Below are 22025 nucleotides of genomic sequence, written 5' to 3' on the forward strand. Positions count from 1 at the left end.
ATCAAGCCTCCGTTATATGTGGGTGATCAAGCAAACTTTGCGTATATACGAATCTCATCAGCATTCGGCACGTAGGCGCTCTTGATGACGATATCTGTGCCTGTGTCGATAAAACAGACCTTGAGCCTCTTGCCTTTATTGGTCTCGGCGATGAACCAGAGCGTCGGCGGGTTGGTCGCGTGCTCTTCTCGCCTGTCCATGAGGTAGTTGCCTTCCCTGTTGGCAAATGCCTGCTTGATCTCTTCCTCCGTCACTGGGGGGTTTTTCTTCGAGATCTTCAGGCGAACGGCTGTCGAGATGATGAGCATGCGTATCACACGCGCTGTTCAGAACACTATTGTATATACGATCGCACAACTGTTGTGCGCTGATGGAGCAACTATTTCACGGTGATTGTATGTACATCGTGTGGTCTTTAAAGTGTGACCAAGGTGCGAGACGTGAGTTCGCGCCCTTTGCTCCCCGCCGTCGCCATCGACGGCTCTAGTCCACGTCGCTAAGCCGGCTTCGTCCTCTCGCTGCAGTGGCCCGTTCTCGGGCGTCCAATTGCCGTTGAACCTCCGCAGCAAGGTCTTTCCCGGACTGTCCAGGCTGCTGGGTGATGTAGATCGGGCCTGTGTTGGTAGTGAAGCTTGAGCCACTACCTGCGGCAAGGATTGGCGCCGCAGCTGCTGAGCTGGGACTGTCGCCGATACCGAATCGCGCAGCCAATTGCTGGGCCGCACGAACCTTTTCGAGCACCCACCTTATTTTCGAATTGAAGTACCGCTCAATGCCCGTCTGGCCGAGATCGAACACCTGAAGCTGCTCGTGGCCAAGCTGCGTCGCGCGCAGTTCGGCCGCCGCTCGGAACGCCTGGGCGCGCTGTCTGGCCAACTCGATCTGGCGCTGAACACGACAAAGGATGTCGGTTCGGAGGGCGCGAACGAAGCAGCAATGGCAGCAATGGCAGCAACCGCCACGCTCGCCGACCTCATCCCGATCGACGCCGCCCCGCGACACCCGGGCCGCAATCGGCTGCCCGATCACCTGCCGCGCAGCCGCGAAGAACATCTGCCGGCGAACACGCACTGCGGCAGCGACTGCCCGCAGTGCGGTGGCGCTCTGAAGCGTCTCGGCGAGGACGTGTCCGAAGAACTCGAGTACATCCCGGCGCGCTTCCGCGTGGTGCGCCATGTGCGTCCGAAGTTTGCCTGCGGCCGATGCGAGACCATCGTGCAGGCGCCGGCCCCCAGCCGCGCGATCATGGGCGGCTTGCCCGGCCCCGGGCTGCTTGCCCACGTGCTCACCGCCAAGTACTGCGACCACCTGCCGCTGTATCGGCAAAGTGTCATCTACGCGCGCGAGGGCGTGCGGCTGGAGCGCTCGACCCTGGCCGACTGGGTAGCCAGCTCGGCGGATCTGCTTGACCCGCTGGTGCAGGCGCTGTCGCGCTACGTGAGAGCGGGCGAGAAGATCCACGCCGACGACACACCGCTGCCGGTGCTCGCCCCGGGGCGCGGGCGCACGCGCACCGGGCGGCTGTGGGTGTATGTGCGCGATGATCGGCCGGCGGCCGACACGGCTGCGCCCGCCGTGTGGTTTGCCTACTCGCCCAACCGGCGCGGTGCGCATCCGCAACAGCACCTGCGCGACTTCAGCGGCATCGTGCAGGCGGACGCCTTCGCGGGCTTCGATGCGCTGTTTGCCGGTGGGCAGATGCAGGAAGCCGGTTGCTGGGCACATGTGCGACGCAAGTTCTTTGATCTCGTGCGCGCCCACGATTCACCCATCGCCAAAGAGGCGCTGGTGCGTATCGGCGCCCTGTATGCCGTCGAAGCTGCGGTGCGTGGTGCGCCGCCGCCGATCAGGTGCGAAGCGCGCCAGATGCGCGCTCGTCCGCTGCTCGATGAACTGCACACCTGGCTCGATACCCAGAGCCGGCGCGTGCCGCGCAAGTCCGGTCTCGGTGCGGCGATCCGGTACGCGCTCAACCACTGGCGGGCGCTGGTGCGCTACGCTGGCGACGGGCGTATCGAAATCGACAACAATGCGGCCGAACGTGCGCTGCGCGCCGTTGCCGTGGGGCGCAAGAACTATCTGTTCGCCGGCTCCGACGCCGGAGGTGAGCGCGCGGCTGTGATCTATAGCCTGATCGGCTCGGCCAAACTGAACGGGCTGGACCCGCAGGCCTATCTGCGCGAGGTACTCGGGCGCATTGCGGATCACCCGATCAATCGCATCGAGGAATTGTTGCCATGGAACATTGCCCGAACGACTGTCGTGCGCGAGGCCGACTGAGATGAGCAAGGTGGTGCCACTCAAGAAGGTGCGAACGCCACCTCATCTGCTGCAACTGAAGGTCGAACTGGCCGGCATCAAGCCGCTGATCTGGCGCAGGGTGGTGCTGCCGGAGACGATCACGCTGCCCAAGCTGCATCAGGTCATTCAGATCGTGATGGGTTGGCAGGACTACCACTTGCACGAGTTCGAGATTGCCGGCGAACGCTACGGCATCCCCGACCCGGACTATGACTTTGGCGAGCCGGCCAAAAACGAACAGCGCGTGCGCCTGGCAGCCGCGCTCAGCACAGCCAGCTCGTTCCGCTATATCTATGACTTCGGCGACAACTGGGATCACCGCATCAAGGTCGAGCGCCGTTTGCCTCCCGACCCGGTGTTCGACATTGCACTGTGCGTAGCGGGCGCCAATGCGGCACCGCCCGAAGATGTCGGGGGCGCGCCTGGCTACGCCGCCTTCGTCGAGGCAATCACCCAGCCCTACCACCCGGACCATCAACAGATGCTCGAATGGTTCGGCGCCTCCTTCGATCCAACTGCCTTCGATCTCTCGGCAACCGATCTGCCGCTCACTCGAATCAAGCTCTGAACGTCAAGACGGGGGCGGTCGGACGCTTACATCACGGCGAAGAGGACGCGCGTCTGAGGCGTCAGGTCGATGGTCTTGAGTGCCGCGAGAAAGTCAGGAAGTTGATTCAGTGTCAATGCCACACGTGGCTGCGAAACTGCAGCTTGCAGAGCATCGGTCAGTTCCGCCGCAGGGTTGTACTTGGCCCGGCCGGTCTGGATGGCCAGGCGGAAGATGGCCTGAGTACGTTCGCGAAGGCGCTTTGCAGTGTCCAGCTTGCCAGTGCGCTCAACTTTGCGGAGCACCTCCAGCAGTGCCATGGGCTCGATATCGGCAACAGGTAGCGCCCCGAGATCTGGGAACAGGTAGATTTCGAGGGTCTTGAGGACGCTCTCGGCATGCCGCGGCGCCCAGCCGGATGCTTTTGTTCGGTGCCATTCCAAAGCGAGCGCCTTGAAACTTGATTCGGCGGCGAAACGCGCGGCCAGTCGATCGCTTCGGCGTTTTGTGGACGGATCGATGTGGTCGACTAAAAGCGTTCGCGCGGCGTCACGCTTTGTTCGCGCCTCCTTGAGAGACACCTCGGGGAAGACTCCAAGCGCCAATAGCTTCTCCTTACCTGCCCATCGGTACTTCATTCGCCAGTACTTCCCCCCAGCCGGAGTGATCAGCAGGAAAAGGCCATTCGAATCGAAGAGCTTCAGTTGCCTACCATCCGATCGAGGTTTTGAATTTGTGGCAACAAGGTTCGTCAGGGGCGTGGGGCCAGTGTGTCTTCTATGACGTCTGATATACGCCCAAATATACCCCCGGTTGGGTGCGGTAGACCGTGGAATCCCGTGGAACTCGGTGGAAAATGAAAAACCCGCTAATCCTTTGGGAAAGCGGGTTTGGCGTCGTTTTGTGGCACTTAAGGGAATTCCGTGGAAGTCATTCCCTTCGCATCTGAGGAAACAGGATGACGTCGCGGATATTGGACGAATCGGTCAGCAGCATGACCAGCCGGTCGATGCCGATGCCGCAGCCGCCGGTCGGCGGCAGGCCGTGCTCGAGCGCGCGGATGTAGTCGGCGTCGAAAAACATCGCTTCCTCATCGCCGGCGTCCTTGGCTTTTGCCTGGTCGAGAAAGCGCGCCGCCTGGTCTTCCGGGTCGTTCAGTTCGGAGAAACCGTTGGCGATTTCGCGCCCGACGATGAACAGTTCGAAGCGCTCGGTAATGTCCGGCTGGGTGTCGGAGCGGCGCGCCAGCGGGCTCACTTCGGCCGGGTAGTCGATGATGTAGGTCGGCTCCCACAGCTGCGCCTCGGCGCAGGCTTCGAACAGCTGCAACTGCAGCGAACCGAGGCCGCCCGGCTTGACCGTTTCGCCATGCGTGTTGATCGCCTTCTTCACGAAGGCTTCGTCAGCCAGATCGGCGTCGGAGTACTGCGGGTTGTATTTCTGGATCGCCTGCACGATGGTCAGCCGGTGGAAAGGCTGGCCGAGATCGAGTTCGCGGCCCTGGTACATGAACTTCGTCGTGCCCAGCGCCTGCTCGGCGCAGTGGCGCAGCAGGTATTCGGTGAAATCCATCAGCTGCCGGTAGTCGGCATAGGCCTGATAGAACTCCATCATCGTGAATTCGGGGTTGTGGCGCGGGCTGATGCCTTCATTGCGGAAGTTGCGGTTCACCTCGAACACCTTCTCGAAGCCACCGACCACCAGGCGCTTCAGGTACAGCTCGGGCGCGATGCGCAGGAACAGCTCCATGTCGAGCGCGTTGTGGTGCGTCTTGAACGGCTTGGCCGCCGCGCCGCCGGGGATGGGATGCATCATCGGCGTTTCGACCTCGAGAAAGCCCTGACGCGTCATTTCGGCACGCAGCGAACTCATCAGCCGGCTGCGCGCGATGAAGGTGTTGCGCGAGGCATCGTTGGTGATCAGGTCGAGGTAGCGAAAGCGGTACTTCGTTTCCTGATCAGCCAGGCCGTGGAATTTCTCCGGCAGCGGGCGCAGCGCCTTCGACAGCAGGCGCACGCTGTCGCACTTGATCGTCAGCTCACCCGTGCGGGTGCGGAACAGCACGCCGGAACAGCCGACGATGTCGCCCAGATCCCAGTGCTTGAACGCGCCATGCGCCGCTTCGCCCACGCCGTCATTCGTGATGTAGAGCTGGATGCGGCCCGACATGTCCTGCAGCGTCGCGAAACTGGCCTTGCCCATGACGCGCTTGAGCATCATGCGACCGGCCAGCTGCACGTGTTCCGGCGTCGCCTCCAGCGCTTCACCACTCGTCGAGGCGTGCTGCGCGGTCAGCTCGCCCGCGTAGTGCGTGCGGCTGAAATCGTTCGGATAGGCCGCGCCGCCTTCGCGCCACTGGCGCAGTTTTTCGCGCCGCTCCGCGATGATGTGGTTTTCGTCGTCGGGCGGCAGTGCGGCTGAATCGGTCATGGCGGGCTCGGATGGATGAAGCCTGCACGCAGGTCACGTACAGGCCAAAGGCGCGGATTTTCGCCGATTGCTGGCAGGCGGCACAAGTGCGGTCTTTGTCGGACGGCCAGGTTCGCCTGATCAAGAGCGGTGTCGCTGTGGGAATGGCTGCCTGGTGGGAGCGGCGGTGTGTGAGAGCGGCGGCCTCGCCGCGATCGAGCAGCGATGGTCGATGATCAGCGTGCGTATCGCGGCGGGGCCGCCGCTCCCATAGCCAGAACTCCCACAGCCGGAACTCCCGCCGCGGTACTCAGGCCGACGTGAGCTTCAGTCCCAGTATGCCGGCGACGATGAGTGCGACGCAGGCCAGACGCGCCGCATTGGCCGGATCGCCGAACAGCACGATGCCCAGGATGACGGTGCCGACTGCGCCGATGCCGGTCCACACCGCATAGGCCGTGCCGACCGGCAGCGTGCGCATGGCCAGTCCGAGCAGCACCACGCTGATCAGCATGGCAGCCGCGGTGCCGACCGACGGCCACAGCTTGCTGAAGCCGTCGGTGTGTTTCAGACCGATCGCCCAGGCGACCTCGAACAGACCTGCGATGAACAGGATGACCCACGCCATGATGAATGCTCCGGACATCCGGGGTCGTCCCCGGAAGAATGAAGGCGACCGGGTCGTCCCGGTGCAATGTTGCATGGAGTGAATATTGGTTTCATTCAATGCGCGGGTCAAGCCTGGTAGCGCCGCGCCATGGTGCCTATATATATGCACCATGGCGTGCCGGGCTCAGCGTTTGTCCAGCCAGACCGGCGCACCTGATTTGAACCGGCCTTCGAGCCGGGTCGGCGATACCCGGGTCAGTTGCAGCCGAAGGTCCTTGCACAGCGGCAAGGCCTGGCTGGCCTTCACCCACAGCGACAGTGCGCCATCAGGCCCGCCTTCGATCAGCACCGCAAAGGCGCGGTTGAAGCACGGGTTCTGCCGGCCGGCGCTGCCCTTGGGTCTGCCGGTCCAGGTCGCGCCGTTTTCGGTCACGACGAACTCTGCTTCGCGGTCGATGCCTTCGTCGGTCTTGTAGTCACCCGCCCAGCGTCCGGTCGGCGAAGCGTCGGCGCTCGCGTTCGAACAGTGCAGGGCGACCAGCGTCGCGGCGATCAGAAGGCGGATCATGTTCGAGTCCAGGTTCGGGGTCGAGTGCAGAGAGCGAGTGCACAGGCTGCGGTCAGCCACGCGCCAGCGCCTCGCTCAGCTGATGCACCGCCATCGCGTAGAAGCTCGATTTGTTGTAGCGCGTGATCACGTAGAAATTCCTGAAGCCCAGCCAGTATTCGGTCGGCGCATCCGGCGTGATCAGATCGACCACGGCCGCCGGCTTGGCAATCAGTTCGCGGCCGAGCGGGCGGATGCCGCTGGCCAGCAGCCGGTCGGTATCGAGTATCGGCTCGATGCCGGATTCGATCAGCGGCGCAACCGTGCTGCTGTCGACCAGGATGCGCTGCACCACCGGTTCGCCCGGCTCCCAGCCGTGTTCCTTCAGGTAGGCGGCGACGCTGCCGATGGCGTCGATCGGGCTGTCGATCAGGTCGACGCGGCCGTCGTTGTCGAAATCGACCGCATAACGGCGCCAGCTACTGGGCAGGAATTGCGGGTAACCGAGCGCGCCGGCGTAGGAGCCGCGATAGCTGGCCACATCGCGGTTCTGGTCGCGCGCCAGCAGGAACAGCTCGCCCAGTTCGCGCCGGAACAGTTCGGCGCGCGGTGGATAGTCGAACGCCAGCGTGGCCAGAGCGCCGATGACCGGGAAGTTGCCGGTGTGGCGGCCATAGATCGTTTCGACGCCGATGATGGCGGTGACCACATGCGGCGGCACGCCGTACTGCTGTTCGGCGCGCGCCAGCGTTGTGACGTATTCGTCCATGAAGGCACGGCCTTCACGGATGCGCAGCGGTTCCACAAAGCGGCCGCGGTAGCGTTGCCACGAGCGCACGCCCGGCTTCGTCGGCGGGCGGATAAGTTCGATCACCCTGGGTTGCGGCTGTACCGGTTCGAATTGCGTCAGCAGCCAGCCCGCGTCGAAGCCGTGCGCGTCGGCCAGTTCGGCGCAGAAGGCGCGCACGTCGTCACGGCCGGCAAAGCCGCCAGTACCGGTTGTCTGCGCCGGCAAACGGCCGGCGGCAATCAGTGCCGCGCTGCCGAGCATGAAATGGCGCCGTGAAAAGGCGTCGGTAGTGAAGCGTGAGGTCATTGGTGGGGCGGAGTGCGTTGGCGGCGCAGCGCGCGGGCGCAGGCCTTGAGTTCGCGGGTCGCAGCGGCGGGCGGGGCCGCGCCATAGCGGGCGTCGGCATAAAGTCTACACGCCTGAGAAAGCACGGGTGCCAGATCGGGGCGCAGCCGGCCGATCCGTGCCGCGTAGTCGAGCGGCCCTTCCCATGTTTCGCGGCCCAGGCCGGCCGGGCGCAATGCGCGGTCGACCCCGCTCCACGCGCGCGCCAGCGCATCGGCCGATCCGCTGCGGCGCATTGCCCACAATGTCAGCGCGATGGCAAACAGCGCGCACAGCGATGCCAGCCAGATCGTCATCAGCCGCCAGTCGGGCTGCGACATGCCGAGCCGGCTCAGCAGTTCGCGCTGTTTCTGCTGGTCGTACGACAGCACCCACTGGTTCCACGCATTGTTCGCGGCCTCCCACTGGTGGCGCAGCGAGCGTAGCCAGCCCAGATCGACGCGCGCCACGAAGGGCACCGGTTCGCCGGCCGGCAGGTCGGCCAGGCCGCGTTCGATGCGCGACGGCAGGATGGCGGCGGTCGGATCGACGCGCCGCCAGCCTTCGCCCTCGAGCCACACCTCGGCCCACGCGTGGGCGTCGGACTGGCGCACCACGACGTAGTCGTCGACCTCGTTGCGCTCGCCGCCCTGATAGCCGGTCACGACGCGCGCCGGCAGGCCTGCGGCGCGCATCAGGAACACGAAGGCGCCGGCGTAGTGCTCGCAGAAACCGCGCCGGGTGTCGAACAGGAAGGCGTCGATGCCGTCTTCGCCGAGCAGCGGCGGCGTCAGCGTGTAGACGAAGGCTTCGCGCCGGAACAGCCGCAGGCCGGCCTCCACGGTGTCGGCCGGCGAGGCGGCGCGCAGCGTCTGCGCCAGTTGCCGGGCGCGCGGATTTCCGTCGCGCGGCAACTGGCGGGCTGCGTCGAGATGACCGCTCCACTCCTCGATGCCCGGTCGCGCGCCGAGCACCGATTCGAAACGGTCGCGCCGTCGGGTGCGCACGCCGTCGCGACCGAGCAACTGCCAGTCGTCGCTCACCCGCACGTCGGCCGGCAGGGTGCTGACGGTTTCGAGTGCGAACAGCCAGTTCCGGTTGTGCGGCTCCAGCGTGACTTCATAAGCCAGCGCACGCCCGGGTACCGGGTGTGGCACGCCATCGCCGATGCGCTGCGCGCTGCTGCCCTGCCGCCAGGTGCGGCCGTCGAAGGCGCTCAGCACCGGCCCGCGCCAGTACAGATCGCGTGCCGGCGGCGCATCGCCTTCGAAGCGCGCGCGGAAGGCGATGGCGCCGGACAGGCTCAACTGCGAAATCGAGCCCGGCGACATGGAGTCGGACAGCCCCGACGTGCCGCTCCAGGCGTCGAGCGGCAGGCCCCACAGCGGGCCGGGCACACGCGGGAACAGCACGAACAGCACCAGCATGAAGGGCAGCGCCTGCGCCAGCAGCCATACGGCGTGGCGCAGCAATGCGCGCGGCGCGGCCGGCGGGCCGGTCAGCGCGATCAGCGCCGCGGTGATGACCGTCATCGACACGCCAAGCGTGGCTGCCATGGCCGGTGTCTGCGAGTACAGGAAGGCGGTGAGCAACATGAAATAGCCGAGCAGCACGACGGTGTGGCCGTCGCGCGTGCTGCGCAATTCGTGCAGCTTGAGTACCAGCATCAGTGTCAGCAGTGCCACGCCGGGCTCGCGGCCGAACAGGCGGCCGAACGTGAGCGACACGCCGGCGCAGCAGGCGATCACCACCAGCAGCTTGACCAGGCCGCTGGCACCCGGCCAGCCCAGCTTCCACTGCGCCACCCGCCAGGTGAACAGCAGGGCTGCCACCGCGATGAGCCAGCCCGGCAGGTGCGAGCCGTGCGGCACCAGCGCACAGGCGGCGACCGCCATCAGCCAGGCGATGCGCGACTGATCGAGCGGTTCGGCGGCCACCCTGGGGGCGGTCGTGCGGCGCCACTTCATGCCGGCAACCCGTGAAGTGCCAGCGCGCGCAGCACGCGCGCGCGATGTGCCGGTCCGCTGGCCGGCGCGATGCGCGTGCCCGGCAACGCCAGCCCGTAATGCAGGCCGGCGGCGTCGGCGTCGATCACCCAGCCGGTCAGCCGCGACAACTGCTGTTCGAGCGACAGCGTGGCGGGCAGCTGGGCGAGGTCCAGCCACAGGTCGCCGCCGTCGCTGCCTTCGAACTGTTTGGTCAGCAGCGGCGCATCCGGCGTGCGCGCCGAGGTTTTCCACGCCACGTGGCGCGGCGAATCGGCCGCGCGGTGGTCGCGCAGGCTGGCAAATTCCTCGCTGCCTTCGCCACGCGGGCGCACCCCCGCCTCACCGGCCGCCGTGGCCGGCAGCGGCGGCCTGCCGCTTTCCGGCTGCGGCAGCACCAGACAGCGCTGGGCCGGCTTCGCGTACGACCAGGCGCGGATCAGGCCGAGCGGGTAGCGGGTGTCCAGCGTGACGCGCGCCGGCGACAGCCAGCCGCGCCGTGTCGTTGGCACGCGCAGCATGACCGCCCGGCTCTGCTGCGGCGCCAGATCAATCGTGACCGGATCGGCACCGGCCATGGTCAGCTGCAGCGCCGGCCGCGGCCGGCTGGCATCGTTGTCCAGCCACAGCGGGAAGCTCGCGTGCTGGCCGGCGAACACCGGCTCCGGCATCGTTTCGCGCAGCTTCAGCGCGTACAGGTTGCGAAAGGCATGCAGCAGCGCGACCTGACCCAGGCCAGCCAGCATGAATACCAGTGCGAAGCCCAGGCTCAGCGTGTAGTTGATCGCGGTCAGCAGCATGGCAAGCAGCGCACAGCCGAAGGCCAGACCCGGCCCGGTCGGCAGCACGAAAATGCGGCGACGATCAAGGGTCAGCGGCAGCGCGGGCGAGCCGCCCAAGGTGGCCAGCCAGCGGCGGATCGCTTCCCGCATCAGACCGGCAGCGCGACCGCCTGCAGCAGATGGCGGGCGGCATCGTCGTGACTGGCTGGCTGCTCAAGCATCGGCAGCCGGTGCAGCGCAACCGCCGGCATCACCGCCTGCACGTCTTCCGGCAGCACGTGGTTGCGTGCATTGAGCAGCGCGCGGGCGCGCGCCGCGGCCAGCAGCGCCAGCCCGGCCCGCGGACTCAGACCGAGCCGGTAGGCACCGCCGGTGCGCGTGTAGGCGATCAGCGCCTGCACGTAATCGATCAGCGCATCGCTGACATGGATAGCTTCGGCCTGCGTGCGCCAGGCGGTCAGCGTCGCGGCGTCGGCCACCGGCGCCAGGTCGGCCAGCAGGCTGCGCCGGTCGCGGCCGGTCAGCAGTGCGCGTTCGGCCGCCGGATCGGGATAGCCCATGGTGATGCGCATCATGAAGCGGTCGAGCTGCGATTCGGGTAGCGGATAGGTGCCGATCTGGCTGGCCGGGTTCTGCGTGGCGATGACGAAGAAGGGCTCGGGCAGCGGGCGCGTTTCGCCTTCGACGCTGACCTGGTGTTCTTCCATCGCTTCGAGCAGCGCACTCTGCGTGCGCGGTGTGGCGCGGTTCACCTCGTCGGCCAGCAGCACCTGGGTAAATACCGGGCCGGGGTGGAAGCGGAAGGCGCCGGTTTCGCGTTCGAACACCGATACACCGAGAATGTCGGCCGGCAGCAGGTCGCTGGTGAATTGCACGCGGCGGAAATCGAGCCCGAGCAGGCGCGCCATCACGTGGGCGAGGGTGGTCTTGCCGGTGCCGGGAACATCCTCGATCAACAGGTGACCGCCGGCAATCAGGCAGGTCAGCGCCAGTTCGAGCCGGCTGCGCTTGCCGAGTATGAGGGTGGACGCGGCATCGACGACAGCACGGGGATCAGACATGGCTTGAGGTGGGTTAAGGTGTGGCGGGATAATGCAGGGCACGATTCAATTCACGCGGTGTGACACGGCACGCAGAGGCACGGTTGCATATACGCCGCAAAAATGGAGGAGGCGCGGTGACCACCGCATACATTACACATCCCGAGTGCGCGCTGCATGACATGGGCTCGCACCATCCTGAATGCCCGGACCGGCTGTGCGCGATACAGGACCGCCTGATCGCCAGCGGGCTCGACATCTGCCTGGCGCACCACGACGCGCCGCTGGCCGGCGTCGAAGCGCTCGAGCGGGCGCATTCGGCCGCCCATGTGCGGCAGGTGTTCGATCAGTCACCCGCCAGCGGCATCGTGCACCTCGATCCGGACACCGCCATGTGCCCCGGCACGCTGCGTGCCGCGTTGCGTGCCGCCGGTGCCGGCATCCATGCCACCGATCTGGTGCTGTCGGGGCAGGCCAGCAACGCCTTCTGCGCCGTGCGCCCGCCCGGCCACCATGCCGAATTCGGGCGTGCGATGGGCTTCTGCTTCTTCAACAACATTGCCGTCGCCGCCCGCCATGCGCTTGAAGTGCATGGGCTGGAGCGGGTCGCCATCATCGATTTCGACGTGCATCACGGCAACGGCACCGAAAACATCGTCGCCGGCGACGAACGCATGCTGATGGTGAGCATCTTCCAGCACCCGTTCTATCCCTACTCGGGCGACAAACCTCTCGCCGGCAATCTGTGTAACGTGCCGCTGCCCGCCGGCACCCGCGGCGAGGCCTTCCGCGAGGCGGTCAGTACGCGCTGGCTGCCGCGGCTGCAGGAATTCGCCCCGCAGATGCTGTTCATTTCGGCCGGCTTCGATGCGCACTACGAAGACGACATGGCGTCGCTCGGTCTGGTCGAGGCGGATTACGCGTGGGTGACCACGCAACTGCTGAAGTTCGCGCAGGTGCACTGCCAGGGCCGCGTCGTGTCGATGCTCGAGGGTGGCTACGCGCTGTCGGCACTGGGCCGCAGCGTGACCGAGCACGTGAGGGCACTGGCCGAACTGTAGTCACGACCCGGATGTTGGGCATCGCCTGCGGCTCACCCCAACCTACGGGCTGGCATCGCAAAAGAAATCGCCCTCCGCAGGTTGGGGTGAGCCGCAGGCGATGCCCAACAAGCCCGCACCCTGAAGTCGCCTACCGGCCCCTGACCCGTCAGGCGGTGATGCGGAAGCGTTTCACCGCGCCAAGTACGTCTTCGGCGAGTTTTTCGATGCCCACGGCCGATTCGGCGACGCGTGCGGCAGCAGCGCTGTTGTGCTCCACCATGTCGGCCACGGTTTCGACGGCGCGCGATATTTCGGTGCTGGCACGGCCCTGTTCGCCGATCGAGGCCGAAATGTCGGCAATGCGCCGCACCACCTGGCCGGCATCGGTGGTGATCATCGTGATCGCCTGCTGCGCGTCGCCGGCCAGCCGGACGCCGGCTTCGACCTTGGTTGCCGCTTCGCGCATGGTGCCGACCGAAGCCGCGGTGCCCTGCTGGATACGCGCCACCACTTTGCCGATGCGGCCGGTCGCCTCGCGCGTGCATACCGAAAGCTTGCGCACCGCGTCGGCCACCACGGCGAAGCCGCGGCCGTGTTCGCCAGCGCGCGCCGCCTCGATTGCCGCGTTCAGCGACAGCAGGTTGGTCTGGTCGGCCAGCGCGTCGATTACCTTGACGATGTCGGCCACGCTGGCCGAATGCGCCGCCAGAGCCTCGACCACCGACGAAGATTGCGTGACATGGCCGGCGATCGCCCGCATTTCCGCCGACGCCTCGTGGATCACCCCGGCACCGTGCTGCGCACTGGCGCCCGCCTGTCCCGAGAAGGCATTGGCCGCGCCGACGTTGTGACGGATTTCTTCCAGCCCGGTGTGCATCTGCTGCACCGAGGCGGCGATCGACGTTGACGCCTCGGCCTGCCGCCGTGCGCCTTCGCGGCTCTGCGCCGCGGCGTCCGACAGCTGGTGTGCGCGCTGGCGCAGGGTTTGCGCATCGCGCGTGAGCGCGCCGACCAGATCGCCCAGGCCGCCGCGCATGTGCTCGACGGCGCCGAGCAGGCGGCCGATCTCGTCGCGCCGCGGCGAGTGCAGTGCCCGCGTCAGGTCGCCGCAGGCCACGGCGTCGATCGCCCGCACCGCCTCGCCCAGTGGCCGCGACACTTCGCGTCGGAACATCCACGCCATCATCGCCACCAGCAGCAGGCCGCTCACCGTCAGGCCGCACAGTACCTGCCAGATGAGGCGCGTCGTGCCGGCGTTCAGTTCGTCGGCGTGGCCGGCGGCAATCAGCACCTGCGACGGGTCGTCGAGGCGCCGGTAGCGCGCGATCACCGCGCGGCCGTCGGCGCCGCGATAGCGAAGTTCGCCGCCGGCCGAATGCAGCGCCTGGCGCAAGCTGCCGCGCAGTGCTTCGTCGCCCACCTCGTCCAGCGTGTGGCCCTGCCATGCCGGGTGCAGCGCGACGCGCACCGGCCCGCCGTCGCCGGTATCGAGCAGCGCCAGGTAGCCGCTGTCGCCGATGCGGTGCCGGCCCAGCTGTGCCCGCGTCTGCGCGGCGGCTGCAGCAGTGCCCGCCGCTGACAACGCGGTGGCCGCGAGTGCGAGCCGGGCATCGAGCAGCTGCGGGATGTCCTGCCCGCCGGCGCGCTGCACGCTCCACAGCAGCCACGAGGTGTTGCTGACCGAAATTGCGCCCAGCGAAACGAACAGCACGGCCAGCAGGCGCGCCGACAGACTGGTGGAAAGCGGGTTGCGCATCGTTGTCTCCTCTTTTGTTGTGCGTGCAGCCGGACGCCATGGCGGTGCCGGTAGCTTCATATCGGAGTCGATGTGCAGCGCTTGATAATCAATTCTTATTAAATGTTTTTACTGCGTGAAGCGCTTGACTTATGAGTGCGTCGGCCAGCGCTGTTACAGACTGACGCATCGCGTGTGTTGGGCTTGCCGCTGCGCTCCGGTAGAATGCTGCGTTTCCTGCTGAAGCTGTTTCACACATGATTACCGGATCGCTCGTCGCCATCGTCACGCCCATGCTTGAAGATGGCAGCCTGGACTACCCGCGACTGCGCGGCCTGATCGACTTCCACATTGCAGAGGGCACCGACGGCATCGTGATCGTCGGCACCAGCGGCGAATCGCCGACGGTAGACGTCGACGAGCACTGCGAACTGATCCGCGTCACCGTGGAGCAGGCTGCCGGCCGTATTCCGGTGATCGCCGGTACCGGTGCCAATTCGACGGCCGAGGCGATCGAACTGGCGCAGCGCGCGAAGGCGGTGGGCGTGGATGCCTGCCTGACCGTCGTGCCCTACTACAACAAGCCGACGCAGGAAGGCTTGTACCGCCACTTCCGCGCCCAGGCCGAAGCGGTCGACGTGCCGTTCATCCTGTACAACGTGCCCGGTCGCACCGTGGCCGATCTGGCGAACGACACCACGCTGCGGCTGGCGGAAATCCCGAACATCGTCGGCATCAAGGACGCCACCGGCAACCTCGACCGCGGGGTGGAACTGATCAACCGCGCGCCGCAGGGTTTCGCGCTGTACAGCGGTGACGATGCTTCCACCTGCGCCTTCATCCTGATGGGCGGTCACGGCTGCATTTCGGTCACCGCCAACGTGGCGCCGCGCCTGATGCATGAAATGAACGCCGCAGCCCTGGCGGCCGACGCCGTGAAGGCGCGTGCCCTCAACGCGAAGCTCACCGGTCTGCATCGCCAGCTGTTCTGCGAAGCGAATCCGATCCCGGTGAAGTGGGCCGTACAACAACTGGGTCTGATCGGCCCGTCGCTTCGCCTGCCGCTGACCGAACTGGCACCGCAATTCCACCCGCAGGTTCGCGCCGCGATGCAGCAGGCCGGCGTGCTGAACTGAGGCTTTACCGATGATTCCCATGAAGTCCGGTGCGTTGCGCACCCTGCTGGTTGTCGTGCTGGCCGTGTTCGCGGCTTCGTGCTCGATGATCAGCGAATACACCGAATCGACCAAGGTCGATTACAAGGCAGCTGCCAAGAAACGCGGACCGCGGCTCGACCTGCCGCCCGACCTCACGCTGCCGGCCTCCAGTGATCGCTACGCGGTGCCGGATTCCGCCGGCCGCGACGTGGCCACGCTGTCCGCCTACAACGCAGATCGTGCGGGGCCGGCGCAGGCGCAGCAACAGGGCGGCGCCGTGCTGCCGCAGGTCGACAAGATGCGCATCGAGCGCTCGGGCAATCAGCGCTGGCTGGTCGTCGCCGGCTCTCCGGAACAGATGTGGCCGCAGGTGAAGGAGTTCTGGCAGGAAACCGGTTTCCTGATCGACATCGAGCAGCCCGAAGCGGGCGTCATGGAAACCGACTGGAACGAAAACCGCGCCAAGCTTCCGAACGACATCATCCGCAACACCATCGGCAGGGTGTTCGACAACCTGTATTCGACGCCGGAACGCGACAAGTACCGCACCCGTCTCGAACCCGGTGCGGAACCGGGTACCACCGAAATCTACGTCAGCCATCGCGGCGTGATGGAGGTGTACATCAACGAGCGCGGTGACAGCACCGTGTGGCAACCGCGCCCGGCTGACCCCGAACTGGAAGCCGAAATGCTGCGCCGGTTGATGGTGCGTCTGGGCGCCGACAACGAACGGGCCAAGACGCTGGTGGCGGCCCAGCCGGTGGCCGAGCGCGCGCAATTGGTGACGGCGGACAAGGGCGGCACGCTGCAGATCTACGAAGGTTTCGACCGCGCGTGGCGCCGGGTTGGCCTCGCACTCGATCGCGTCGGCTTTACCGTCGAGGACCGCGACCGTTCGCAGGGCGTGTATTTCGTGCGCTACGTCGATCCGGAAGTCGACGCCACCGCCGGCGAGGGCAAGAAGGGCGTGCTGTCCAAACTGCTCTTCTTCATGCCGGACGACAAACCGGATCCGAAGGCCGGTCAGAACCAGTACCGCATCCACATCAAGGGTGAGGGCAAGCAGAGCAACGTCCAGGTGCTGACGCCGGAAGGCGGCGTGGACGACAGCAAGACCGCAAAGCGCATCCTGTCGCTGCTGCACGAACAGCTCAAGTAGCCGGCCGGGCCCCGGAGAGTCAGCTCGCAAACCGGTGGCTGCGGCCGGGGACATCCGGCTGGGGACGCCGCTCCCCACAGCAGTACCCCGCATGGCATCTGCTGCCACGCACGGCCGTGCGAAGTGAATCGTCGACGGCGTTCAGCCTGCGATCCGTGCGCTTTCCTGTTGCAGATCGAGCGCTGAAGCAGCGTCAGCCAGGCTGACCACCTCGCCGATCACCACGATGGCGGGGCTGCCAAGTCCGGCGATTGAAACTTCGGTTGCCAGCGTTGCGGCAGTCGCCACAACCTTGCGCTGATCGCACCGGGTGCCGTTCTGGATGGCGCAGGCCGGTGTGTCAGCCGGCAGGCCGCCATCGATCAGCGCACGCGTGATGCTGTCCAGCGTGCGCATTCCCATATAGATGACCAGTGTGGTGCCACAGCGTGCCAGCGCCGCCCAGTCCGGCTCGCGTCCGGGCTGGCCGTCGGCCCGTGCGTGCCCGGTCACGAAGGTGACGCCGCAGGCGAAGTCGCGATGCGTCACCGGTACGCCGAGTGATGCGGGTACCGCGATGCCGGACGACAGGCCGCTGACCACCTCGCAGGCGATGCCGGCGCGCGCCATGGACTGCATCTCCTCGCCGCCGCGGCCGAACACGAAGGGGTCACCGCCCTTGACCCGGCCGACCGTCAGCCCGGCCCGTGCACAGCGCCGCATCAAGCGTTCGATGAAGGCCTGCGGCGTGCTGCGACAGCCACCACGCTTGCCGACACGCACGATGCGCGCGTCCGGCCGTGCGTGCCCGAGCACGGCCGGATCGACCAGATCATCAACCAGCAGCACGTCGCACAGGCCAAGCACGCGCACGGCCTTCAGCGTGAGCAACTCCGGGTCGCCCGGCCCGGCGCCGATCAGATAGACCTTGCCGGTTGCGCGGGAGAAAGCATCAGTTTGAATGTTCATGCCCGGATACAAGCAAGCGCGGGGCCATGCCCGTCCCGAGGACGCCGCCACGTGCAGCGTACGTGCCGTCGCCGGCAGTCTGACGGATGCACCGCCGGTGTGCGTGCAGTGCTACATTCCGGGGCGTAAAAAGAGGCGTACGCATGCAATCCGACGACGACATTGGGAAGGGCGGGCGCGCCGCGGGCCGGCCGCGCGGAGACGCGAAGGAACGGATTTTCGAGGCGGCGGAAAAGCTGTTCACCGAGCAGGGCTATGCCGCGACATCGATGCGCATGATTGCGCATGCCGCCAGCGTGCCGCTCGCGTCCATCAATTACCACTTCAAATCGAAGCGCGATCTGATGGAAGCCATCTATCGGCGCGTGCTCGGTGCCGACGGCCGGCGCTCGGACTATCTCGACAAGCTGGAACGCGAAGCGGGCGGCGCGCCGCTGACGGTGCCGCAGATCGTGCAGACCTTCATCGAGTCCATCCTGCGCCTGTCGCGCAAGGACACGGTGTCCGGCTCCGTATTCAAGCAGCTGATCGGTCGCGCGTATTTCGAACCGGGCGATGACTACATTCCGGCGGAGTATGTGCAGATCATGGACCGCTACCGCGTCGCGCTGCTGCGCGCGCTGCCCGATGTCCCTGAAGACGAGGTGGTCAGGCGCATGTACTTCTTCGTCGGCATCGTCGCCTACGTGATGGCCGGCCGCGACGTGATGCAGCTGCTCGGCCACTGCGCGCCGGAAAGGAGGCATGACCCGGAAACGCTGCTGCGTGCACTGGTGCCCTTCGTCGTCGGTGGCATGGAGGCGCCCGCGCTGTCCGCCTGACCTTACGCGCTGGCCTGGGAATTGCTACGGCGATGGCATGGATACCCTTGCGCTCTCCTCATCCCCGCCCGCCGTGCGTGCCCATGCCGCGCCGCGCATCCCGCTGGTCCTGCTTGCCTTGCTGCCTGCAATGCTCGCCTTCGTCGCCGGGCTGTTCGCCGCCGGCCTGCCTGACTGGCGCTGGCTTGCGCTGCTGCCGGCGACGGGTTGCGGTGTCCTGCTGGCGGCGCAATTGCGTACCCGACGACGGGCCGAGCGCACGCTGATCGATTTCGCGCTGGCGCTTGAAAGCGGCGACCTCACCGCGCGGCTGCAGCCTGGCAGCGTCGACGCCCCCACGCTGCAGGAAAGCATGAATGGCATGGCGCGATCCTTCGTGCGCCTGATGACGCGTCTGTCCAGGGTGGTGCACGAGCTCGAGCACTCGTCGCGCGAAAGCAGCGCGAACGCGCGCGCCGGCGACAGCGGCGTGCGCTCGCAGCGCGAAGTGACGGTCAGTTCGGCCGCCACGCTGGAACAGTTGTCCACCAGCCTGGCCGTCAGTTCAGAGCAGGCGGACGACGCCGCCGCAATGGCGCGTACGGCACATGCGGCTGCCAGAGACGGCACGCGCACGGGCGAGCAACTGGGACTGCGCATGGACAGCATCGCTGTCGACATGCAGGCCACCGGCGAACGCGTGGCCCGGCTCAATGCCTGTTCGGCCGACATCGGCGGCATCGTCGGCACCATCGCGGCGATCGCCGACAAGACCAATCTGCTGGCGCTGAATGCGGCGATCGAGGCGGCGCGCGCCGGCGAGAACGGACGCGGCTTCGCGGTGGTCGCCGACGAGGTCGGCAAGCTGGCCGGCCTGACCCGGCAGGCCACCGGCGAGGTGCAGGCGCTGATCGAACGGCTGCAGGGCGACGTCGTATCGGTCAGCAGCGCCATCGACCGCGCCGGCAGCGAAGTGACGCTGGGCCGGGGCGAAGCCGCCGGCGTCATCGGCAGCCTGGGCGACATTGCCGCGCAGATCGATGCCACGCTCGCCGCGGTGACCGAAATCGCCCAGGCCAGCACCGAACAGAGCCGCGCTGCCGAAGCGCTGGCGCGTGACGTCGAACAGGTGGCCGGGCTGGCCGGGCAGAACGAGAACCTCATCCACGACAACCACGAACTGTCCGGCTATCTCGAACAGATGGCCGGCCAGCTCCGCGACGCACTCGACACCTACCAGGTGGAACAGACATGCTGACCACACTCGTGATACTCGCAGCCCTCGCCGCGACGACCTGCATCCTGCTGTGGCAGCGCCGCAGCACGCGCACGCAAATGGTGCAGACGGCGCTGCGTGCGCTCGATGGCTGTGCGGTGATGCTGCAGCTGGTGCGTGCACTGCAGCAGCATCGCGGCATGAGCGTGGCGTGGCTGGCGGGCGATGCCGCGTTCGGCGCGCAGATGGCGGCGCGGCGGCAGGACATCGATCGCTGCATCGTCGCGCTCGAACACACCGCGCGGGCGGAAGACGAGATGCCGCGCGCCTGCGTGACGCACAACGACCTGATGTTGTTCCGTTTCCAGTGGCGCGAACTGGTCGACCTGATCGAACAGGGCAAGGCCGGCGCCGAACAGAGCATCGCCCGCCACGGCCTGCTGGTGTCGCGCGCCCTGGAGTGGCTGGCCGGGCTTGGCGAGGCGCGCGTCGAACTGGGCGCGGCCGGGTGCGTCGATGCCGGTCGGGTACGCAACCACATCGGCAGCCTGCCGGCGCTGGCCGAATACCTCGGGCAGGCGCGCGCCATCGGCACCGGCGTGGCGGCGCGCGGCCAGTGCGCACCGGTGGCGCGCGTGCGCCTGATGTATCTCGCGTCACGCATCGAATCGCTGCTGCGACAGGCGCTCGCGGCGTCCGACGACAGCCAGGCCGCGATCGATGCAGACCGAAGCGTCGGCGCCATGATGTCGACACTGCGCCGACACCTGCTCGGCGGCGCCGCCGGTCTGAACGCCGAGGCGTGGTTCGCCGGGGCGACGCGGGCCATCGACGGCGTCTATGCCTGGATAGACGAATGTGGCGCAGACCTGCGCCGCGAACTGGCGTCGCCCTCCGCCGGATTGCGCGCCGCGGCCTGAGCGCGAATTCGTCAAGCGAACAGCGCTTGAACCCGGCGCGCTGTCTGACAGGGGCGATACGCAAGTCCGCCGGGCATCGCTGCGCTGACCCCACCTGGGGTGACCGGGCGCGCCGCAAATCGTGCAGACCTTCATCGAATCGGTCGCGCCTGCTTCCAACCGGGCGCTGACTGCATTTCGCTCGGGTATGCCCAGATTGGGGTGCGCTACCGCATTGCGCTGTTGTGCGCGCTGTTCGCCCGGACCGTCGCAGCAACGGCCTGCCCGAATCGCGCCAGCGCTTCAGGACGTTTACCTTTGTCGACCGGGACAAGGTCCCGGAACCCCTCCATGTCTGATCCCGGACATCCCGTTCGTCGTGACCGGAATGAATATTTTTTTCATCCGGTAATTTAAACATACAAGGATGTATGTTTATAATTCCGGCCATAACAGGGCTGTCGCCTGCATGGCCCGACACTTTTGCGCGGCATCGCCGCTTCAGCTTCCGGGATGGATCATGAATAAAGCGATGGATGTCGTTCAGCGCGTGGGCGTGCTGTCCGTGACGGTGCTTGTGCTCGCGCTGGCGGGTTGCGGCAAGGAAGACGGCAAGCCGGCCAATGGCGGCATGCCGCCGCCGGCCGTCAAGGTTCTCGAGGTGGCGCCGCGCGAAGTGCCCGTTCGTTTCGAGTACGTCGGCCAGGTGGCCGGCTCGCGCGAAATCGAGGTGCGGGCGCGCGTCACCGGCATCGTCGAGAAGCGTCTGTACGAAGAAGGCCAGCGCATCAAGGAAGGGCAGGTGATGTACCGGCTCGATGCCGCGCCTTATCGTGCCCGTGTCGCCGCCGCCGAAGCCCAGCTCGATCAGGCGAAGGCGCAGCTGGCGCAGGCCGATCGCGAGTACGCGCGCATCAAGCCGCTGGCCGATGCGGAAGCGGCCAGCCGCAAGGAATCGGACGACGCGCTGTCGCAGCGCGATCTGGCGCGCGCTGCGGTGAAGTCGGCCGAAGCGCAGGTGCAGACCGCGCGCATCGATCTGGGGTACACCGACGTGCGGGCCCCGCTGGGCGGTCTGGCCGGCCGTGCGCTGAAGGTCGAAGGCAGTCTGGCGGTCGCCGGCTCCGACAGCCTGATGACCACGCTGGCCCAGATCAATCCGGCCTATGTCAATTTCGGCGTCGGCGAAGCGGAATACCTGCGCGCCCGCGACGAAATCGCGCGCGGTCTGCTGCGGCTCGACAACGCCGGCTTCGTCGTGAAGATCCGCACCTCCGACGGCGCGGAATTCCCGCGCACCGGGCGGCTCGGCTTCGAGGATTACAAGGCCGACACCAGCACCGGTGCCTTTGCGCTGCGTGCCACCTTCGAAAACCGTGACGGCAAGCTGTCTCCGGGGCAGTTCGTGCGCGTCGCGCTGTCCGGCGCCACGCGCCCGGATGCGCTGGCCGTGCCGCAGCGTGCGGTGCTCGACAGCCCGAACGGCAAGTTCGTCTATGTCATTGCGGAAGCCGACGGCAAGCTGCTCGCGCAGCCGCGTCCGGTCAAGCTCGGTGAATGGGCGCAACTCGACGGTGAGCTGGAAAATGCGTGGGTGATCCGCGAAGGTCTGCAGCCGGGCGAACGCATCATCGTCGACGGCATGGCGCGCATTTTCGTACCCGGTTCGCCGGTGCAGATCGACAACGGTCAGGCGCCGGCCGCAGCAGCCCCCGCCGCGCCGCAATAAGGAGC

At 66.7% G+C, this 22025-nt stretch carries 20 protein-coding genes; 9 read left to right on the forward strand and 11 right to left on the reverse strand.

What is annotated here, in order from left to right; all coding sequences use genetic code 11:
- Positions 1-26 precede the first annotated feature (26 nt).
- Positions 27-308: a hypothetical protein gene (locus Q8Q80_RS12755; protein ID WP_305633266.1), complete on the reverse strand. Its 282-nt coding sequence runs from the start codon at positions 306-308 to the stop codon at positions 27-29.
- Positions 309-714: 406 nt separating this feature from the next.
- Between Q8Q80_RS12755 and Q8Q80_RS12760 the strand changes: the two genes are divergently transcribed.
- Together Q8Q80_RS12760 and Q8Q80_RS12765 are read left to right on the forward strand one after the other, a co-directional pair.
- Entirely contained in the window at positions 715-2280 is a 1566-nt protein-coding gene (locus tag Q8Q80_RS12760) for an IS66 family transposase (protein ID WP_371132763.1), read from the forward strand.
- Between the two features lies 1 nt (position 2281).
- On the forward strand, positions 2282-2869 hold the full coding sequence (locus tag Q8Q80_RS12765) for a plasmid pRiA4b ORF-3 family protein (RefSeq protein WP_305633267.1): 588 nt from the start codon (positions 2282-2284) through the stop codon (positions 2867-2869).
- Positions 2870-2895: 26 nt separating this feature from the next.
- Here Q8Q80_RS12765 and Q8Q80_RS12770 read toward each other — a convergent pair whose 3' ends face one another.
- The 8 genes from Q8Q80_RS12770 to Q8Q80_RS12805 all read right to left on the reverse strand — a co-directional run bounded on the left by Q8Q80_RS12770 (position 2896) and on the right by Q8Q80_RS12805 (position 11355).
- On the reverse strand, positions 2896-3831 hold the full coding sequence (locus tag Q8Q80_RS12770; RefSeq protein ID WP_371132764.1) for a tyrosine-type recombinase/integrase: 936 nt from the start codon (positions 3829-3831) through the stop codon (positions 2896-2898).
- On the reverse strand, positions 3779-5278 hold the full coding sequence (gene lysS / locus Q8Q80_RS12775) for a lysine--tRNA ligase (RefSeq protein WP_305633268.1): 1500 nt from the start codon (positions 5276-5278) through the stop codon (positions 3779-3781). The genes Q8Q80_RS12770 and lysS overlap by 53 nt, the downstream gene beginning before the upstream one ends.
- Positions 5279-5567: 289 nt before the next feature.
- Complete coding sequence (sugE, locus tag Q8Q80_RS12780; protein ID WP_305633269.1) at positions 5568-5885, reverse strand: quaternary ammonium compound efflux SMR transporter SugE; 318 nt, start codon at positions 5883-5885, stop codon at positions 5568-5570.
- A 165-nt stretch (positions 5886-6050) separates the two neighbouring features.
- Positions 6051-6434 (reverse strand): hypothetical protein, encoded by a 384-nt coding sequence (locus Q8Q80_RS12785; protein WP_305633270.1) that lies wholly within the window; start codon positions 6432-6434, stop codon positions 6051-6053.
- Positions 6435-6486: 52 nt separating this feature from the next.
- Positions 6487-7509 (reverse strand): lytic murein transglycosylase B, encoded by a 1023-nt coding sequence (gene mltB, locus Q8Q80_RS12790; RefSeq protein ID WP_305633271.1) that lies wholly within the window; start codon positions 7507-7509, stop codon positions 6487-6489.
- Positions 7506-9494 carry a DUF3488 and transglutaminase-like domain-containing protein gene (locus Q8Q80_RS12795; protein ID WP_305633272.1) on the reverse strand — a complete coding sequence of 663 codons (1989 nt, stop codon included), beginning with the start codon at positions 9492-9494 and terminating at the stop codon, positions 7506-7508. The genes mltB and Q8Q80_RS12795 overlap by 4 nt, the downstream gene beginning before the upstream one ends.
- Positions 9491-10444, reverse strand: coding sequence for a DUF58 domain-containing protein (locus tag Q8Q80_RS12800; protein ID WP_305633273.1), 954 nt, complete (start codon positions 10442-10444; stop codon positions 9491-9493). Before Q8Q80_RS12800 ends, Q8Q80_RS12795 begins: the two co-directional genes overlap by 4 nt.
- On the reverse strand, positions 10444-11355 hold the full coding sequence (locus Q8Q80_RS12805; RefSeq protein ID WP_305633274.1) for a MoxR family ATPase: 912 nt from the start codon (positions 11353-11355) through the stop codon (positions 10444-10446). Before Q8Q80_RS12805 ends, Q8Q80_RS12800 begins: the two co-directional genes overlap by 1 nt.
- Before the next feature lie 161 nt (positions 11356-11516).
- On the opposite strand from Q8Q80_RS12805, the gene Q8Q80_RS12810 reads away from it, so the two are divergent.
- Entirely contained in the window at positions 11517-12395 is an 879-nt protein-coding gene (locus Q8Q80_RS12810; protein WP_305633338.1) for a histone deacetylase family protein, read from the forward strand.
- A 148-nt stretch (positions 12396-12543) separates the two neighbouring features.
- Here Q8Q80_RS12810 and Q8Q80_RS12815 read toward each other — a convergent pair whose 3' ends face one another.
- Positions 12544-14133, reverse strand: coding sequence for a methyl-accepting chemotaxis protein (locus Q8Q80_RS12815; RefSeq protein WP_305633275.1), 1590 nt, complete (start codon positions 14131-14133; stop codon positions 12544-12546).
- A 236-nt stretch (positions 14134-14369) separates the two neighbouring features.
- On the opposite strand from Q8Q80_RS12815, the gene dapA reads away from it, so the two are divergent.
- Entirely contained in the window at positions 14370-15248 is an 879-nt protein-coding gene (gene dapA / locus Q8Q80_RS12820; protein WP_305633276.1) for a 4-hydroxy-tetrahydrodipicolinate synthase, read from the forward strand.
- Positions 15249-15258: 10 nt separating this feature from the next.
- Entirely contained in the window at positions 15259-16428 is a 1170-nt protein-coding gene (gene bamC / locus Q8Q80_RS12825; protein WP_305633277.1) for an outer membrane protein assembly factor BamC, read from the forward strand.
- A gap of 141 nt (positions 16429-16569) precedes the next feature.
- Here the strand turns inward: bamC and cobA are convergent, their stop codons facing one another.
- On the reverse strand, positions 16570-17376 hold the full coding sequence (gene cobA / locus Q8Q80_RS12830) for a uroporphyrinogen-III C-methyltransferase (protein WP_305633278.1): 807 nt from the start codon (positions 17374-17376) through the stop codon (positions 16570-16572).
- A 143-nt stretch (positions 17377-17519) separates the two neighbouring features.
- On the opposite strand from cobA, the gene Q8Q80_RS12835 reads away from it, so the two are divergent.
- From Q8Q80_RS12835 to Q8Q80_RS12850, 4 genes are all read left to right on the forward strand, one after another.
- Complete coding sequence (locus Q8Q80_RS12835) at positions 17520-18197, forward strand: TetR/AcrR family transcriptional regulator (RefSeq protein ID WP_305633279.1); 678 nt, start codon at positions 17520-17522, stop codon at positions 18195-18197.
- Between the two features lie 37 nt (positions 18198-18234).
- The gene (locus Q8Q80_RS12840) at positions 18235-19434 is read left to right on the forward strand and encodes a methyl-accepting chemotaxis protein (protein WP_305633280.1); all 1200 of its coding nucleotides are present in this window, start codon (positions 18235-18237) and stop codon (positions 19432-19434) included.
- Entirely contained in the window at positions 19428-20312 is an 885-nt protein-coding gene (locus Q8Q80_RS12845; protein ID WP_305633281.1) for a nitrate- and nitrite sensing domain-containing protein, read from the forward strand. The genes Q8Q80_RS12840 and Q8Q80_RS12845 overlap by 7 nt, the downstream gene beginning before the upstream one ends.
- A 499-nt stretch (positions 20313-20811) precedes the next feature.
- Positions 20812-22020, forward strand: a complete 1209-nt coding sequence (locus tag Q8Q80_RS12850; RefSeq protein WP_305633282.1) for an efflux RND transporter periplasmic adaptor subunit — start codon at positions 20812-20814, stop codon at positions 22018-22020.
- Positions 22021-22025 lie beyond the last annotated feature (5 nt).

Source organism: Methyloversatilis sp. (genome assembly GCF_030698125.1).
Classification (GTDB): Bacteria; Pseudomonadota; Gammaproteobacteria; order Burkholderiales; family Rhodocyclaceae; genus Methyloversatilis.